Source organism: Aquisphaera insulae (assembly GCF_011064615.1).
GTDB lineage: Bacteria > Planctomycetota > Planctomycetia > Isosphaerales > Isosphaeraceae > Aquisphaera > Aquisphaera insulae.
The window spans coordinates 19,816-35,269 of record NZ_JAALJH010000013.1 but is presented as its reverse complement, the minus strand read 5'-3'; the positions used below and the strand labels follow the sequence as shown (position 1 = coordinate 35,269).

16 protein-coding genes are annotated in these 15,454 nt (G+C 68.8%); 5 read left to right on the top strand and 11 right to left on the bottom strand.

The window, feature by feature from the left end; translation table 11 throughout:
* Window positions 1-50 precede the first annotated feature (50 nt).
* Together G6O54_RS10060 and G6O54_RS10055 are read left to right on the top strand one after the other, a co-directional pair.
* A complete protein-coding gene (locus tag G6O54_RS10060) occupies window positions 51-263 on the top strand; it encodes a Sec-independent protein translocase subunit TatA/TatB (protein WP_165224144.1) in 213 nt (70 codons plus the stop codon).
* Window positions 264-331: 68 nt separating this feature from the next.
* Window positions 332-694: a Sec-independent protein translocase subunit TatA/TatB gene (locus tag G6O54_RS10055; protein WP_165224142.1), complete on the top strand. Its 363-nt coding sequence runs from the start codon at window positions 332-334 to the stop codon at window positions 692-694.
* 26 nt (window positions 695-720) lie between these two features.
* Here the strand turns inward: G6O54_RS10055 and G6O54_RS10050 are convergent, their stop codons facing one another.
* On the bottom strand, window positions 721-1,248 hold the full coding sequence (locus tag G6O54_RS10050) for an acyl-CoA thioesterase (protein WP_250846802.1): 528 nt from the start codon (window positions 1,246-1,248) through the stop codon (window positions 721-723).
* Between the two features lie 125 nt (window positions 1,249-1,373).
* Between G6O54_RS10050 and G6O54_RS10045 the strand changes: the two genes are divergently transcribed.
* Both G6O54_RS10045 and G6O54_RS10040 read left to right on the top strand, forming a co-directional pair.
* Window positions 1,374-1,913, top strand: coding sequence for a hypothetical protein (locus G6O54_RS10045; protein ID WP_165224140.1), 540 nt, complete (start codon window positions 1,374-1,376; stop codon window positions 1,911-1,913).
* 28 nt (window positions 1,914-1,941) lie between these two features.
* Window positions 1,942-2,736 (top strand): class I SAM-dependent methyltransferase, encoded by a 795-nt coding sequence (locus G6O54_RS10040; RefSeq protein WP_250846801.1) that lies wholly within the window; start codon window positions 1,942-1,944, stop codon window positions 2,734-2,736.
* Here G6O54_RS10040 and G6O54_RS10035 read toward each other — a convergent pair.
* The 9 genes from G6O54_RS10035 to G6O54_RS09995 all read right to left on the bottom strand — a co-directional run bounded on the left by G6O54_RS10035 (window position 2,675) and on the right by G6O54_RS09995 (window position 11,107).
* Entirely contained in the window at window positions 2,675-2,950 is a 276-nt protein-coding gene (locus G6O54_RS10035) for a hypothetical protein (RefSeq protein WP_165224136.1), read from the bottom strand. The genes G6O54_RS10040 and G6O54_RS10035 overlap by 62 nt on opposite strands.
* A 7-nt stretch (window positions 2,951-2,957) precedes the next feature.
* Window positions 2,958-4,916 carry a P-type ATPase actuator domain-containing protein gene (locus tag G6O54_RS10030; protein WP_165224134.1) on the bottom strand — a complete coding sequence of 653 codons (1,959 nt, stop codon included), beginning with the start codon at window positions 4,914-4,916 and terminating at the stop codon, window positions 2,958-2,960.
* Window positions 4,917-4,946: 30 nt separating this feature from the next.
* Window positions 4,947-5,153: a hypothetical protein gene (locus G6O54_RS10025; RefSeq protein WP_165224132.1), complete on the bottom strand. Its 207-nt coding sequence runs from the start codon at window positions 5,151-5,153 to the stop codon at window positions 4,947-4,949.
* Between the two features lie 38 nt (window positions 5,154-5,191).
* Entirely contained in the window at window positions 5,192-5,719 is a 528-nt protein-coding gene (locus G6O54_RS10020) for a hypothetical protein (protein WP_165224130.1), read from the bottom strand.
* Between the two features lie 50 nt (window positions 5,720-5,769).
* Complete coding sequence (locus G6O54_RS10015) at window positions 5,770-6,081, bottom strand: hypothetical protein (protein WP_165224128.1); 312 nt, start codon at window positions 6,079-6,081, stop codon at window positions 5,770-5,772.
* Window positions 6,056-8,572, bottom strand: a complete 2,517-nt coding sequence (locus G6O54_RS10010; RefSeq protein ID WP_165224126.1) for a heavy metal translocating P-type ATPase — start codon at window positions 8,570-8,572, stop codon at window positions 6,056-6,058. Before G6O54_RS10010 ends, G6O54_RS10015 begins: the two co-directional genes overlap by 26 nt.
* Before the next feature lie 153 nt (window positions 8,573-8,725).
* On the bottom strand, window positions 8,726-9,010 hold the full coding sequence (locus tag G6O54_RS10005) for a hypothetical protein (protein WP_165224124.1): 285 nt from the start codon (window positions 9,008-9,010) through the stop codon (window positions 8,726-8,728).
* A 175-nt stretch (window positions 9,011-9,185) separates the two neighbouring features.
* Window positions 9,186-9,548, bottom strand: coding sequence for a hypothetical protein (locus tag G6O54_RS10000; RefSeq protein ID WP_165224122.1), 363 nt, complete (start codon window positions 9,546-9,548; stop codon window positions 9,186-9,188).
* A gap of 632 nt (window positions 9,549-10,180) precedes the next feature.
* Entirely contained in the window at window positions 10,181-11,107 is a 927-nt protein-coding gene (locus G6O54_RS09995; RefSeq protein ID WP_165224340.1) for a dihydroorotate dehydrogenase, read from the bottom strand.
* A gap of 231 nt (window positions 11,108-11,338) precedes the next feature.
* Here G6O54_RS09995 and G6O54_RS09990 point away from each other — a divergent pair, with 231 nt between their 5' ends.
* Window positions 11,339-14,293, top strand: a complete 2,955-nt coding sequence (locus G6O54_RS09990) for an FAD-binding and (Fe-S)-binding domain-containing protein (RefSeq protein WP_165224120.1) — start codon at window positions 11,339-11,341, stop codon at window positions 14,291-14,293.
* Window positions 14,294-14,305: 12 nt separating this feature from the next.
* Here the strand turns inward: G6O54_RS09990 and G6O54_RS09985 are convergent, their stop codons facing one another.
* The gene (locus G6O54_RS09985; protein ID WP_165224118.1) at window positions 14,306-15,448 is read right to left on the bottom strand and encodes a protein-glutamate methylesterase/protein-glutamine glutaminase; all 1,143 of its coding nucleotides are present in this window, start codon (window positions 15,446-15,448) and stop codon (window positions 14,306-14,308) included.
* Window positions 15,449-15,454: the final 6 nt, after the last annotated feature.

The window sequence follows — 15,454 nt, the reverse complement described above, 5'->3', positions numbered from 1 at the left end:
GGCCTCGCACTCCGGTATCGTATCGCACCCCACGACTGAGGAACCATCCCATGATGCCGCTCGCCTTCTTCCAGAACCTCGGCACGACCGAGCTGATCATCGTCGCCTTCGTCTCCCTGCTCATCTTCGGCAATCGCCTGCCGAGCGTGATGCGGTCGCTGGGCAAGAGCGTGACCGAGTTCAAGAAAGGCGTGTCGGGGATCGAGGACGAGATCGACCAGGCCGTGACCGCCGACAAGAAGCCCAGCCCGCCGACCCCCTGAAGACGCAACGCCCGACCTCCTGATTCGTCTCGGACTCGGCCTCGAACGTCACCCGCTCGGAGGAGGAGATGCTCCCGCAACTCGGTCCCCTGGAAATGCTCCTGATCATGGGAATCGCCGTCCTCCTCTTCGGGAAGCGGCTCCCGGAGGTCGGCAAGCAACTCGGCCGCGGCGTCCTGGAGTTCAAGAAGGGCCTCAACGGGCTGACGGAGGAGCTGCACGACGGCTCGTCCGGCGGCATCAGCGGCTACTCGTCCAGCACCAGCCAGTCCCTCGGCTATGGCCGGACGAACTATCGCTATGACGAGAAGCCCCGAGGCGATCCGGCCTACAACGACGCGTCCGTCCCCAAGTTCGAGGTCCCCGGCGTCATGTCCTCGACCGGGACGGGGACCGGCGGGGAGCCGGCCGGTGGATCGGCCGGGGATTAAGCCTCACTCCTCGCACTGTCGGCGGATCACGTCAGCTCCTTGCGATGAGCCAGCGCCTCGGCGCGGCGGGCCAGTCGAATGGACTGGCGGGCACGGGCTTGCTCGTCGCGGCGGCGGTCGGCCTCGGTCTCGCAGAGCAAGGGCGGGACGGGGAGCGGCTTGCCGTCCATCTCTCCGAGCGAGACGTAGACGGCGTAGCCGACGCCGACCTTGCGCGGTTCGGCCTTCGTGAACGGCTCGGCGTGGATCTCGATCAGGGCCTCCATCGAGGTCCGTCCGGCGTAGGTGACCTCCGCCACGAGCTCGACGCGCTCCCCGACGTGGACCGGGTCGATGAACGTGAACGAGTCGAAGGCGGCCGTGGTGATCTGGCCGTGGCCGACATGCCGGAGCGCGGCGATCGCTCCGCATTCGTCTGCCAGGCGAAGCAGGACGCCGCCGTGGAGAGTCCCATAAGGGTTGGTCTTCTCGGGGGTGATCAGGACGGCCAGGGTGACGCGTGATGCGGAGCTGGCTCGCGGGGCGAGGGCCACCGCGGGCGTCGAGGCGCTCATCGAACTTCTCCTGCCGGCGAGAGCCGACCGGCGGCGGCGGGAGAGGAGGAATCGGGATGCGGCAACCTCATCATAGCGGCGCCGCCAAGTGAACGAGTCCATCCTTCCCCGCGACCGGATCATCGATGACGGACGAAAACCTGCTGGAGCTGCTGGACCCGGTCCTTCGATCCGGGGGCGCACGGGCCGAGCCGGGCGAGGATTATCGCAGGCCCCCGATCGAGATCCTGCGATATTACCGCCGCGAGCTCCGATGGAACCGCGTCCCGATCCTGGGCCGCGCGCTCAGCGTCGCGCTCGTGTCGCGGCCGATGCAGGAGGATGACACCGGCGGATCGTCCTATCTCCGGCTCCTGGAACGATCCGCCATGGTCGTCGGGATGCGCTACTCGCCCTGGCAGGCGGCGACGATCGGGCTGACGGTCGTCGGCCTGACGACGGCGCCCATCGGGCCGGAGACCGAGGCCAACCTGGACAGGGCCCTCGGCTCGTCCCTGCGGCGATATCGCGTCGTGCCGCTCGGACTGATCGTCGTGAACCTGGCGCAGGAGACGCTGGCCTTCGCCCTCCGGGCGGGCCCGGACCGGCTCTTCTCGGAGCCCGTCGCCATCGCCGATGCGCTGGGCGATCGTCTCCGGCGACTGGTCGATCCGTTCCCCCTCTGATGGCCGCGTGAAGGCCGAGGAGATCGCCGTGGATGTCGACCAAATCGAATCGACGGGCCGAAGAGCCGCACCGGCGACCGAGTATCACGGCCCGGTCATCGTCTCCCGGCTGGAGTTCGCCGGCCACGAGGTCGCCCTGGTGCGTCCCGGTGAGCCGGATCGGATGCTCGACGACCAGGTCGTCCGGGAGCTGAACCGGCGCGAGGATTACATGCCCTACTGGGCCTATCTCTGGCCGGGGGCCTGCCTGCTCGCCCAGGCCATCGCGACCGAGCCTTCGGAATCGCTGGATCGCCTCTGCGGCCGGGGCGACGATCGGCGCGAGGCCATCGAGATCGGCTGCGGGGTGGGGCTGGCCGGGCTCGTCGGCCTCCGACGGGGGCTTCGGATCCTCTTCACCGACTACGACCCCGCGCCGCTCGACTTCGTCCGCCGGAGCGTTGAGGAAAGCGGACTTGCCGCGGACCGCTTCCGCACCGCCCTGCTGGACTGGCGGTCGCCACCGGAAGGCCGGTATCCGCTGATCCTCGGCTCCGACGTGCTCTACGAGTCGAGGCTGGTCCCGCTGGTTGCCGGACTCCTGGCACGCCTGCTCGAGCCCGGCGGAGAGGCCTGGATCTCCGATCCCGGCCGCAACAGTGCGGGCGGATTCCGGTCCGAGGTCGAGAGCCGCGGCCTGGATGCCGGCGCGGAGGCCATTTCCAGCCGGGGCGACGGGGGTGGTGTCGTGACCGGGATCCTCTACCGGGTCCGCCGGCCCATCACTCCTCGGGACGGGGATGACTCCCGGCGAGATCCGGATATCTCCGCTCCAGGTCATTGAGGTAGCGATGGATCTGGCGGAGGCTCTTCTTGTGGGCCGTCGGGAACCGGCGTTCGAACCAGCTCTCGACCGTGCCGAATGTCCCGGGCCAGAGGACGAGCCCTCCCGCGATGGCCGCCGGGGCGCCGACCACGCCGGGGAGGACGAGGCCGAGCGCCCCCACGGTCACGAGCATGACCCCCACTTCCTTCGGCAGGTCCTTGATCCGCGCCATCTCATCGTCATCGGACGGGGGGGGTTCGGCGGCCGGTCTGTCGTCCATCGTGGGCTCCGCGGAGGTTTCGCATGGTCCGTACGTAGGTGGCCAGGGTCCCGAGGTTGGTGATGGCCACGTTCGTCATCGAGTTGAAGCCGAAGAAGAGCGCGCCGGCGACGCAGGCCAGGTTGGGGATCACGGCGGATTTCTCCGCCGCGCGGACCTGCTGTCGGTACTCGCGGGCCGCGTCCGCGAGGTCGGAAAGCCCGCCGAGATCCGGCTGGAGGAGCAGGACCTGCGCCGGGTTCCGTTCGGCCGACTCCACCGGATCCGCGTCGATCGAGACCGCCACGGCCGCCGCACGAGCGACCGCCGGAGAGGCGAGGCACTCGCCGACGAAGGCGATCTTCAGGTTACGATCGCGGCAACGCTCGACCAGACGGGCCGGGTCCTGGGACGACCCGATCGCCAGGTGGAAGTCCATGCCCAGGGCCGCGGCCCTGGCCCTGGCCCGGTCCTCGTTCGATCGCGAAAGCAGGCCGATGGCCAGGGGACGACGGGCCGCGACCCGGAGCGCGGCGAGGTCCGACGCGGCCCGGAGGCGTGCCGACGGACGGAACTCGATCAGGCCCGCGATCTGGCCATCGATCCCGACCATCAGGGTGTCCGGCTCGCGGGCTCCGGCGATGATCTCGGGCCGGGTCGACCGTTCGCGCCCCACGTCGCCGACCTTGATCACGCGGCCGCCGTGCGAGAGCGCGAGGTCCGCACCGTGGTCGATGGAGGCGGCCCGCAGCAGGCTGAGCTTGCGGGCCCGACAGGCCGATCGGAGCGCGGACGCTCGCCGGTCGTCCAGGTTGAACAGGGCCGAGGCCGCGAACCGGAGGATCTCCGACTCGTCGTGGCCGGGGAAAACCCGGACCGCGGCGACCTCGAGCTCCGTCGCGGAGAGTGCGGCAAGGTCCTCGACCAGGACGACGTCGACCTCGGCGAGGCGGTCGAGGGCGGACGGGTCGCGGACGACGATCCCGCGTCGCGAGCACTCCGACAGCGCCCGGAGCCGTTCGAGGGGATAGGACAGTCCGGGCCCCGACGCATAGTCCGCCCGGAGCGTGGCCAGCGCCGTGGGGGCATCGCCGACCATCAGTCCGACACCGGCCGCCGTGAGCGTCGGCAAGACGGCCCTGGACGCGAAGGCCTCGCCCATCCGCGACGGAGTCCGCTCGCCCGGCGCCTGGCCGGCGGCCCCCAGAGCGATCCGCGTCAGGGTGCTCGCGCGCGATTCGTTCGCGGGCCGACGGAGCTCGATCAGGAATGACCCGGAGATGACCTTCGACCCGGCCAGCACGTCGTCCTCGGCCCGGCCTCGGCGATAGCCGCGGCCGCCGCGGACCGGCCGGTCGTCGATCAGCCCGACGCCCTGGAGGATCCGGCCGTCCAGCGGGAGCGAGTCGCCCGGGCCCAGGAGGACGACCTCGCCGGGCCTGAGCAGCTCGGGCGGGATGTCGGTCGTGAGACCTTCCCGCACCCTGAGCCGCACGGGGCCTTCACCCTGCCCCAGATCGGCCCTGAGCCGATCGCGGGCCGAGGCGAGCTCGTCGCGATAGCCCCGTTTCCAGAATCGCATCGCCCAGCTCATCGCCGCCCACGGCAGGAACTGGCCGGTGACGATCGTCAGCCCCGCGATCGTGGAATAGAGCGCGGGGACCTCGATCCGCCCCCCGCGGACCTGCCGCGCCGCCGTCTCGAAGGCGCGAAGGTTCATGCCGACGAGGGTCGCCGCCGCGACCGGCCATGCCGGCGGGAAGACGAAATCACTGACGACCGCGAGCGTGACGGCCGCGTTGGCTGAGGCGAAGGAGACTGGCGGGAGGTCGCCACCGCCGTCGGGGATGGCGGCATGGTTCGAGGGCGACACGACGGCGCGCCCGCGCTCGACGCGGGTCCGGGCCGTCCTCTCCTCGATTCGGGCGTCGATCGACATCTTCGGGCTCGCTCACCTTCGGCGGTCGAGTCAGATCGGCTCGGGGATCACGTAGGGCTTGAGATCTCCGGCCTCGACCCATCTCTCGAGGAGGTCGGCGAGCTCGGATTCCTCGCGATCGAAGACGTTGAAGATCGTCCGCAGCTTGTGCCGCTGACGATTGACCTCGAAGCCGAAGTAGCAGAGGACGAGACTGCCGAGGATCAGGGGGAAGATCGGGATTCCTTCCTCATTCATCGCTGACCTGCCTTCCGGAAAAGGGAGCCTCGCTCGGATCAGAGGAGCTCGAGCGACGCCTCGGAGGCCTCGCGAAGGAGCTTCACCATGTTCGTCATCCCCTCGCGATGCAGCTCGCGAGCGACCTCGTCGGAGAGGCACTCCGCCTCCCGGTTCCTGGCGACGAACTTGAGGAACTCCTGGAGCTTGGCGGCGGCCTGCTGCGGGTTCTTGAAGACCCCCAGGTTGAGCCGGAAGCCGTGGTAGTTCGCCTGGGTCTTCGTCGGGTGCGTCGGCCGATACATGTCATACATGATGACCATCGGGTCGAGCCCGATGTGGTCGGGGGCGTGCTTCAGTAGGGAGATCGACTGCTCGCGCGTGAGGATGAAGAGGGGATCCTGCGGATGATAGCGATGGAACAGATGGACCTGCTCGTGGAGGACCTTCGAGACCGGGGTATTCCAGCCGGTGTCCACCAGGAACACGTGGAACCGGGCGGAATCCTTGTGGAAGGGTCCGGATCGTGTCCTGGGCCGGAGGTTGAATCCATCGCGCCCGTTCGAATCCGGGCCTGGTTCTGGCATATCCATGGTCCTCGGCCCTTGGCCGACTCCCAGTCCCACCGGGGCGGACGTCAGAGGTTCAGGTCGTCGGCGACGCTGTCGATGAACTGGATCGCCAGTCGGCGGTTCTCGCGGGTCGCGAGCATCTTGGCGGCCAACGTCATTTCGGCATCCACCTTCATGATGTCCTCGTGGAACTGGACGATGAAGGAGAGCCACTTCGTCTTGATCGTCATCTCGGGCTTCGAGGGGTGCTCGTGAAGCTCCGCGGGCATGGGGATCTCATGCCGGCGGCGCTGGAACTCGTCCCGGAGGGCCGCGATCGTCTCGGCCGTGATCGGCTTCCGGAGCCGCCGCTCATGGAGTCTTTCGCGCCAGGCCATAGGCCCTCCTCAGCTCCTGTTCGTGCTTCTTCTCGGCCTCGATCTCCGCGATCTTCCGCAGCGGCATCATCCCGTTGGCGAGCGCGCCGATGGCCGCGACATTGTTGGTGACGACCGACGCCATGATCCCGAAGCCCATGGTGAACACCCCCAGGATGCAGGCGATGTTGGGGGCGAGGATCATGCTCCAGCTTCGCTTCACGTTGCGATCGAGATCCCGGGCGATGTCGCGGAGCTCGCAGAGCTTCGTGAGCCCCTGCTCCATGAAGACGATGTGCGCGGTGTCGGTCGCGATCGAGGATGCGCCCCGCAGCGAGATCGACACGTTCGCCTTCTTGAGCGCGATCGAGTCGTTGATGCCGTCGCCGACGAAGCAGACCTTCTTCCCCTCGGCCTGGAGGGTGGCGACGTGATCGGCCTTGTCCGCGGGGAGGACCTGGGCGAAGTAGCGGTCCATGCCCAGCGACTCGGCCAGCTTCTTGGTGGGGGCCTCGTGGTCGCCGGAGATGATGGCGATGTGCTTGATCCCCCGGTCGCGGAGCCCCTGGACGATCTCCCGGACCTCGGGGCGGACCGCCGCGTGGAGCTCGATCGCGCCGCCGACGCGGTCGTCGACGCCGACCATGACCATCGTGTGGCCTTCGCGGTGGCACTCCTCGAGCGCCTCGAGGATCGAATCGCTGATGGGGAGGTTCTCCAGCTCCATGAATCGCTTGCTGCCGACCCGGATGAGGTGGCCGTCGATCTGGACCGTGATCCCGTAGCCCACCTTGTACTGGGTCTCGTCGGTCTCCGGGAGCTCGAGCCCCAGTTCCTTCGCCTTGTGGAGGATGGCCAGCGCGATCGGGTGGTGGAACTTCTTCTCCGCCGCCGCGGCGTAGAGGAGGATCTGGTCCCGGTCGAGGCCCTCGGCCGCGAGGACCCGGCCGACCTCCGGCCGCTCGCGGGTGAGGGTCCCCGTCTTGTCGAAGAGGACCGTGTCCACCTCGTTCATGAGCTCGAGGGCCCGGCCATCCTTGACCAGGATCCCCTTGCTGGCGGCCAGGGCCAGCGAGGAGAGCATGGCGAGGGGCGCGGCCATCCGGATCCCCGTGCCGAAGTCGCTGTTGAGCACCGCGACCGCGCCGGCGGGCCCCATCGTGGCCATGCCCACGGCGCCGATGGTCAGGGTCGGGATCACGGCCCTGTCCGCGAGCCGCTCCCCCTTGTGCTGGGAGCTCAGCTTGTACCCGGCGGTGTCGTTGAGGATCTGGCTGATCTTGGCCGAGGCGGTCTCGCTGCCGGATTTCTCCACCGAGACCAGCACCTTGCCCGCCACCATGAGCGTGGAGGCGAAGACCCGATCGCCGACGCCCTTCTCGGCGGGCGTCGACTCGCCGGTCAGGGCGTGCTGGTCGATCATCGCCAGGCCCTCGGTGATGATCCCGTCGACCGGCACGACCTCGCCCGTGTTGACGACGATCGTGTCCCCGGCCTCGAGCCGATCCAGCGAGACCTGGACCTCCACGCCGTCGCGATAGAGCCAGACGAACCGGGGCTGCTTGCCGAAGGCGTTGAGCAGTAGCTTCTTGGAGTTGTCCTGCGTCCGCTTGACCAGCACCCGGCCGAAGCTGAGGCACCAGCAGAGCACGGCACCGGGGAAGATGGACATCGTCCCCAGGCAGCCGATGACGACGATCGAATCGAGCACGTCCACCCCGAGCCGCCGCTCCTCGAAGAGGACGGCGCGGGCCTCCTTGAACGTCGGGATCGACGTGTAGGCGAAGAGGAGGGCCGCGGCGGGCAGGAGCGCGGGCACCGCGAACTGGGCGACGGCCGCCACCGGCAGCGAGAGGGTGCAGAGCGGGAGATGGACGTCCGCCCGATCCGGCTTCTCGGGACGTTCGGCCGAATGGAGGGCACCGTCGATGATCTCGATGATCTGATCGCGGGTCAGCTCCGCCGGGTCGTACTGGACCAGGACCGTCGACGTCAGCGGGTTGGTCCGGTAGGAATCCACCCCCAGGACGCTCATCAGCTCGCGCTCGATCGCCTGGCAGAGCTCCCCTCGGCGGTGGATGGCCGGGTTCCTGAGCCGGAGGCGCCCGGGGATCTCGTGCTTCACCTCCCAGTTGGTGACCACCGAGCCGTAGCGGAAGAACCGAATCTGTCCCGTCTCGGTGCGCACCGGGGTCACGGAACGGATCGCGACCCCTCGATTTCCGGTCCCCTCCCCGTCAGGCCCGGAGCCCGGCGGACGCCCGGACGTCAGGCAGGACGAGATCCGCCGGACGACCTCCGGGAGGGAATGGGTCGACGGGCAGAAACGGAGCTCCGCGAACGGGAGCTCGCCCCCCTTCCGGCCGCTGTCGATCGTCACGTCCGTGATCTCGGGGGCGTGGAAGACCCGCTCCAGGAAGCGCCGGCAGTCCTCGTTGCCCGGCTCGGAGAAGAGCCGCTGGCTACCCAGCCGGATCTGGCCGCGGGAGGGGAACGTAATTGCAATGTCCATGGGCATCCCGGACGGTGATGGTGGAGTTCGTCAGGCGGTTCAGCGATCGAGAGGAGAGTTTTCGGCTTGGTACGAACGGCATGCGCGGCGATCCAACCACCCGGGACGCGGGGCCGGAGAGGGTTGGCTCGCCGGCCCGGAGAAGAGCGTCAGTTACACGGGCATCGCCTCGGCCGCCCCGCTCCCGGCCGGCGACGGGGCGTCCGGTTCGCCGGCCTGCTTCATCTCGGCCATGGCGTCCTGCACGGCCTCGACCTTCTCGGCGACCTTCTTGGCCATCTCGGAGTACGACTCGCCGAACGCCGCGCCGGCGCCGGCGAGGGCACCGGAAAGCAGGGGCCCCAGCTTCTCCTTGAGGAGTGGGTAGTTCGCGCCCGCCGTGGCGCCGACCACCAATCCGGCGGCGAAGAACAACGCTTCCGACCTTGTCACGGGCATGGCAATCTCGCTCCGAGCGGGGGACGGGTCTCGACTTCACGGCCGCCCTCTAGGCACGAGGCAACGGCCGAATCCTGGGCAATCCTCGCCTGCAACCGCCATGCCCGCAAGGGGAACGGCGATCACCGTCGCGGCCCGGGCCCGCCACGAGTAGGGTGGCCGGCCTGGACCGCGATCAGGGCTGGACAAGGGCCGGCGTGGATTCCCCGGTCAGCGAGGTCGTCTTCCCCTTCTTCATGTCCTCGACCATGTCGATCGCCGCATGCGCCCCGTCCACCAGGCCGTGGACGAGCGGATTATCCCTGGGGATCGACCGGGCCACGAGGACGCTCGGGAAGACCACCCCGTAGGAGAGGGTATAGCAGGTCGTGTACACCAGGCGCGAGACGAACCGGTTGACCTTGGGCAGGGCCTCGTCCACCCTGGCCCTTGCGTCCGCGGCACCGTCCTTCGCAGCCTGAACCGCGTGCTCCATCGCGTCTGCGACCGACTTCAGGGGATCGGATGCATGCGCTTCGGGTGTGGAGTTCTCTGACATCACTCTGGCCTCCGGGTTCCTCTGCTCCAGGTCGCTCGCCGACCGGGACGCCGGCAGTGTCTCGCTCAATCGCCGAGCGTCCCACACGCTCTTTGATAATATAAGAAGAATAGAAAAGCTGCCAGTCTTGTAGGAAACTGCCAGTTCGAACCAACTCAGGGTGGATCTACCGAATCTATCGGTTGTGCGTCGATTCAATCATTGAGGTTCGACGCCCCCAGGTCTTTCAAGATATCGGGCAGTCGGGCTGGGCTCCCCCGTCGGATGCGACGCGGATGGCGCCTTTCGTGGGCCAGGGCCGCGACCTCGGAGCCGCGGCCATTCCGATCTCTTTGGGATGGGACGAGATCCGGCGAGGATGGGGCCTTGCTTGTGGGGCGGCTCGTTCCAGCCGAGTTGCGGCCGCGCTGAAAGGCTGGTCCGTTGCGGCGACATCCCTCGTTTCGGGCTCGAGGACTGGCAACCGGCCGCGATGAACACCACCCACGCGGCGACCAGGCAACGATACCGAGTCCTGATCATCGTCCAGCCACCTCGGATCGTCCGCAAGATTCCCCCAGTTGTTATCGTCCTCCTCCCCGTTCAGGGCCAGAAAAAGCATCCATCCGTCAAGGGTGATATCACGCTCGGATCTAATGCGGCAGCTTGTTGGACCGGAGGCTGCCCACGATCGAGGCGATGTCGTCGATTCCTTCCGCAGCGAGTCGTTCGATCAGGGAATCCAGCAGGTCTTCCGCGGCGGTGGGTTGGTAGAAGGTGGCCGTGCCGACCTGGATCGCCGACGCCCCGGCGACGAGGAACTCCAGGGCATCCACGGCCGACGCGATCCCACCAATCCCGATGATCGGGAAACCCGGAAGGGCCCGGGAGACCTCCCAGACCATCCGGAGGGCGATCGGCTTGATCGCGGGCCCGCTGAGGCCGCCGATGTCGTTGGCCAGGATCGGCCGCCTTCGCCTCCAGTTCACGGCCATGCCCTTCACCGTGTTGATCAGGCTGACGGCATCGGCGCCGGCTTCCGCGGCGGCGGCGGCGATCGGGACGATGTCGGTCACGTTCGGGGTAAGCTTGGCGATGAGCGGCAGCGGGCAGGCCGCTCGGACCTCCCGGACGAGCTTGCCCACGGACGTCGCGTCGATCCCCAGATCCAGACCATGGCTGACGTTCGGGCAGGAGATGTTGAGCTCGACCGCGGCGAGTCCCGGCTCGCCCGCGAGCATCCCGGCCATCTCCACGAACTGCCCCGGATCCTCGCCCGCGATGTTGGCGATCACCGCCGTCCCGATCGACCTCAGGTAGGGCAGGTGGTGCTCGATGAAGTGGCCGATGCCGTCGTTGTCGAGGCCGATCGCGTTGAGCAGGCCCGACGCGGTCTCCGCGGTCCTGGGCGTCGGGTTCCCCGCCCTCGAACGGAAGGTGACGGTCTTGGGGATGACCCCGCCCAGCCGGTTCAGGTGCACGAATCCCGCCATCTCGCGGACGTATCCGAACGTGCCGGACGCGACCAGCACCGGATTGCGAAGTTCCAGGCGCCCCAGGGTGACTCCGAGATTCACGATCCTGACCTTTCGCGGCAAGACGATCTGCAATCGAGGACGGCCATGCTCCAGCCACGATCATCGCCTCTCGGCGTCGAGGATGCCATCGGAAGCTGGTCGTGCGGGACGGGATGGCCGCTCTCCGCGTCCGCCCACCGCGTTGTTACAATGCGGAGATGCCGTGACCACAGCCCTCGGCCCGTCTCGCACGTCCGGGACGAGGCCCAAAGGGTCCCGATCGAGCCCGCCACGATGCCGACGACGAGCCAGATTGCCTCCACCGCCCTCACCCGCCTGCACGACCGGCTGACCCGGGAGACCCGCGCCGAGGTCTTCTTCGATCGCGGCCACCGCGGCCTCTACTCGACCGACGCCAGCCTCTACCAGATCGATCCGGTGGGCGTCGTCGTGCCACGGTCGGTCGCGGACGTCGCCGCCACGGTCCGGATCGCCGCCGAGGAAGGCGTGGCCATCGTCCCGCGGGGCGGGGCGACCAGCCTGTCGGGACAGACCGTCGGCGACGCGATCGTCATCGATTTCTCCAAGTATCTCAACCGGATCGGGATCGTCGACCGGGACGCGATGACGGTCCACGTGGAGCCGGGCGTCGTCCTCGACCGGCTCAACGCCCACCTGAAACCGATGGGGCTGATGTTCGGCCCCGACGTCTCCACCAGCGATCGCGCCACGCTCGGGGGGATGATCGGCAACAACTCGGCGGGCGCGCGGTCGCTCAAGTACGGCAAGACCGTGGATCACGTCCTGGCCGTGGACGTCGTCCTGGCCGACGGGACGCCCGCGAAGCTCGGCCCCGTCTCCGACTCCGAGCTGGCCGACCTCTGCGAGCGGCCGGACCTCCTGGGCCGCGCCTATCGGGCCGTGCGAGACACCGTGGCGGAGCATCGGCAGGCGATCGTCGACCGATTCCCGCACATCCTCAGGAGGGTCAGCGGCTACAACCTCGACGAGTTCATACCCGGCCTGCCGGTCCGCGCACCGGGCTGGGTGGACGATCCCTGGCAATTCAACCTCGCCAGGTTGATGGTGGGCTCCGAGGGCTCGCTCGCCGTGCTCACCGGGGCCGACCTTCGGGTCGTCCCCATCCCCCCGGCGCAGGGCCTCGTCGTCCTCTCATTCGCGACCATGCGCGCGGCCATCGACCGGATCCAGGAGATGGTCGCGACCGGCCCCGCCGCGGTCGAGATGATCGACCGGACCATCCTCGACCTGGCCGCCGAGAGCCCCCTCTACTCGCAGTATCTCGACTTCGCCGCGGGGCGGCCCGAGGCGGTCCTGGCGGCGCAGTACTATGCGGACACCCAGGAGGAGCTGGAGGCCAAGGCCGCGGACCTGGTCCGACGGTTCGAGGGCCGGCCCGGCGTCGTCGGCATCCGTAAGAGCCTCAAGGACTCGGCCAAGGACGGCTTCTGGAAGGTCCGCAAGGCCGGCCTCGCCCTCCTGATGAGCATGGTGGGGGACGCCAAGCCGGTGGCCTTCGTGGAGGACACCGCCGTCAGCCCAGAGAAGCTGCCGGCGTTCTTCGAACGCTTCGAGGAGATCGTCGCGCGGCACGGCACCCGGGCTTCCTGTTACGGCCACGCGGACGTCGGCTGCCTGCACATCAGGCCGATCCTCAACGTCAAGACCGAGAAGGGCGTCGAGGACCTCCGGGGCATCGCCCGCGAGGTCTCCGACCTGGTCATCGAGTTCGCCGGATCGATGAGCGGGGAACATGGCGACGGCCTGGCACGGAGCCTCTGGAACCGGAAGCTGTTCGGCCCGGAAGTCTACGAGGCGCTCCGCCGGGTCAAGGCCGCCTTCGACCCCGAGAACCGGCTGAACCCGGACAAGGTCATCGGCGACGCCGATCCGGGGGAGAACCTCCGAATCGGGCCGGGATACGATCCTCGCGAGCCGGCCTCGACCATCCTCGACTTCTCGTCCCAGGGCGGATTCGCCCGGGCGGTCGAGATGTGCACGGGCGTCGGAGCCTGCCGCAAGCCGGCGGGGGGCACGATGTGCCCGAGCTACATGGCCACCCGCGACGAGATGCACTCGACCCGCGGCCGGGCCAACGCCCTCCGGATGGTCATGACCGGCGAGCTCCCCTCCGACCGCGCCTTCGCCAATGACACCCTGATGGAGGCCCTGGACCTCTGCCTCCAGTGCAAGGCGTGCAAGAGCGAATGCCCCTCGGGCGTGGACATGGCCAGGCTCAAGGCCGAGGTCCTGCACCAGTACTACGGCAACGGCCCGCGTCCGCTCAGCCACCTGCTGATGGGGCAGATCTTCCGGCTCAATCCTCTCGGCTCTCGGATGTCGTCCCTGGCCAATGCCACGCTCAGGAATCCGGCGTTCAAGTGGCTCCTCGAGAAGGTCGCCGGCATCGATCGGAGAAGGACTCTGCCGACGTTCGCCCGCCAGGATTTCCGGGGCTGGTTCAAACGCCATGCCGCGGATCCGCGAGCCGGCCGGCGCGGGTCGGTCGTCCTGATCGATGATTGTTTCACGACCTACAACAGTCCGGAGGTGGGCATCGCCGCGGTTCGCGTGCTGGAGGCGGCCGGCTACGGCGTCGAGCTGGCGGGCCTGCGGTGCTGCGGCCGCCCCGCCGCGTCCAAGGGCCTGCTGCCGCTCGCCCGCGAGCTGGCCGCGGAGAACGTCGATCGGCTCTTGCCCCACGTCCGCAAGGGAATTCCCGTCGTCGGCTGCGAGCCGAGCTGCGTGACGATGATCACCGACGACTACCGCGATTTCCGGCTCGGCCCGGAGGCGGTCGAGGTGGCCAAACACTGCAACCTGGTGGATGCCTTCGTGGCCGATCCCGCCAACGCGCCGGAGCTGGACCTGGAGCCGCTGGAGAGGACCGTGCTGCTCCACGGGCACTGCCAGCAGAAGGCCACGCTCGGGACCGCCGGGACCGCGGCGGCCCTGAGGCGGATTCCCGGGGCCGAGGTCCGCGAGCTCGATTCGGGCTGCTGCGGGATGGCCGGCTCATTCGGCTATGAGCTCGGACACTACGAGGTCAGCTCCGCGCTGGCGGAGCGGGTCCTGATCCCGGCGGCCAAGGCCGACCCTTCGGCGATCCTGGCCGCCCCCGGGTTTTCGTGCCGAAGCCAGGTGCACGGGCTCGCGGATCTGGAGGCGAGCCATCCCATCGAGATCCTCGCCCGCCAGCTCAGGACCGGTCCGCGAGGGGAGGCGTGACGGGGACGCCGCTCAATGCCAGGTCCCGGCATCGGGGTTTGCATTCCACGACATGAGCGTGGCGGCGATGGCGTCGAGCGGGACGACGTACTTGGCGGCGCCGCGGCGGATCGCCTCGCGAGGCATGCCGAAGACGACGGAGGTGGCCTCGTTCTGGGCGATCGTCAGCGAGCCGGCCTCGCGCATCTCGTAGAGGCCGCCGGCGCCATCGTCGCCCATGCCGGTCATGATGACCCCCGCGCCGAGCGGCCCGGCGGCCTGGGCGGCGGATCGGAAGAGGACGTCGACGCTCGGCTTGTGGCGGCAGACCGGCGGGCCGTCGGCCAGCTCGACCCGGTAGCCCGCCCCCGAGCGGCGGATCAGGCCGTGCGCACTGCCGGGGACGACCAGGGCCCGGCCGGCGAGTATGGGCTCGTGATGGCGGGCCTCCGAGACCTCGATCTGGATCTTCGGGTCGTTGTTCAGCCGCTGCGCGAACGCCTGCGTGAAATCCGCGGGCATGTGCTGGACGATGACGATCCCGGGACAGCCGGCCGGGAATCCGGTCAGGAGTTGCTGGATCGCCTGGACGCCCCCCGTGCTGACGCCGACGGCTATGACCCGGTCGGTCGTCGCGGGGCCGGGGCGGAACGAAGCCCTCGGCAGGATCACGTCCGCGGAATGACGGGCCTCGCCGGGCCCGGCCGCCGCCCGGTCGTCGCGGATGGGGAGGCGGCCCGCGCGGGCGGCGTTCCGGATGCTCTCCAGGAAATTCGCCGACCATTCCGGCAAGCGAGAGGCGTTCATCCAGTCCGGCTTGGCGATGACCTCGATGGCCCCCATCTCCAGCGCCGTCACGGCCCGTTCCGCCTGGGAGGTGCACAGGACCACCGGCATCGGATGCTGCCGCATCAGCTTGCGGAGGAAGGTCAGGCCGTCCATCCGGGGCATCTCGACGTCGAGCACGATCACGCCGGGGACGGCCTTCTTGAGGATCTCGACCGCCTCGAACGGGTCCGACGCGAGCACGACGCGGAAGCTCGGGTCGGACTCGATGATCTGCTTGAGCCGCTGGCGCATCACCGCGCTGTCATCGACGACCATCACCTCGACGGTGGGATGCGGCGGAACGTAAAGGCTACCCGGCGGTTGCGGCGGACGATCGCGGAGCGCCATGGACGA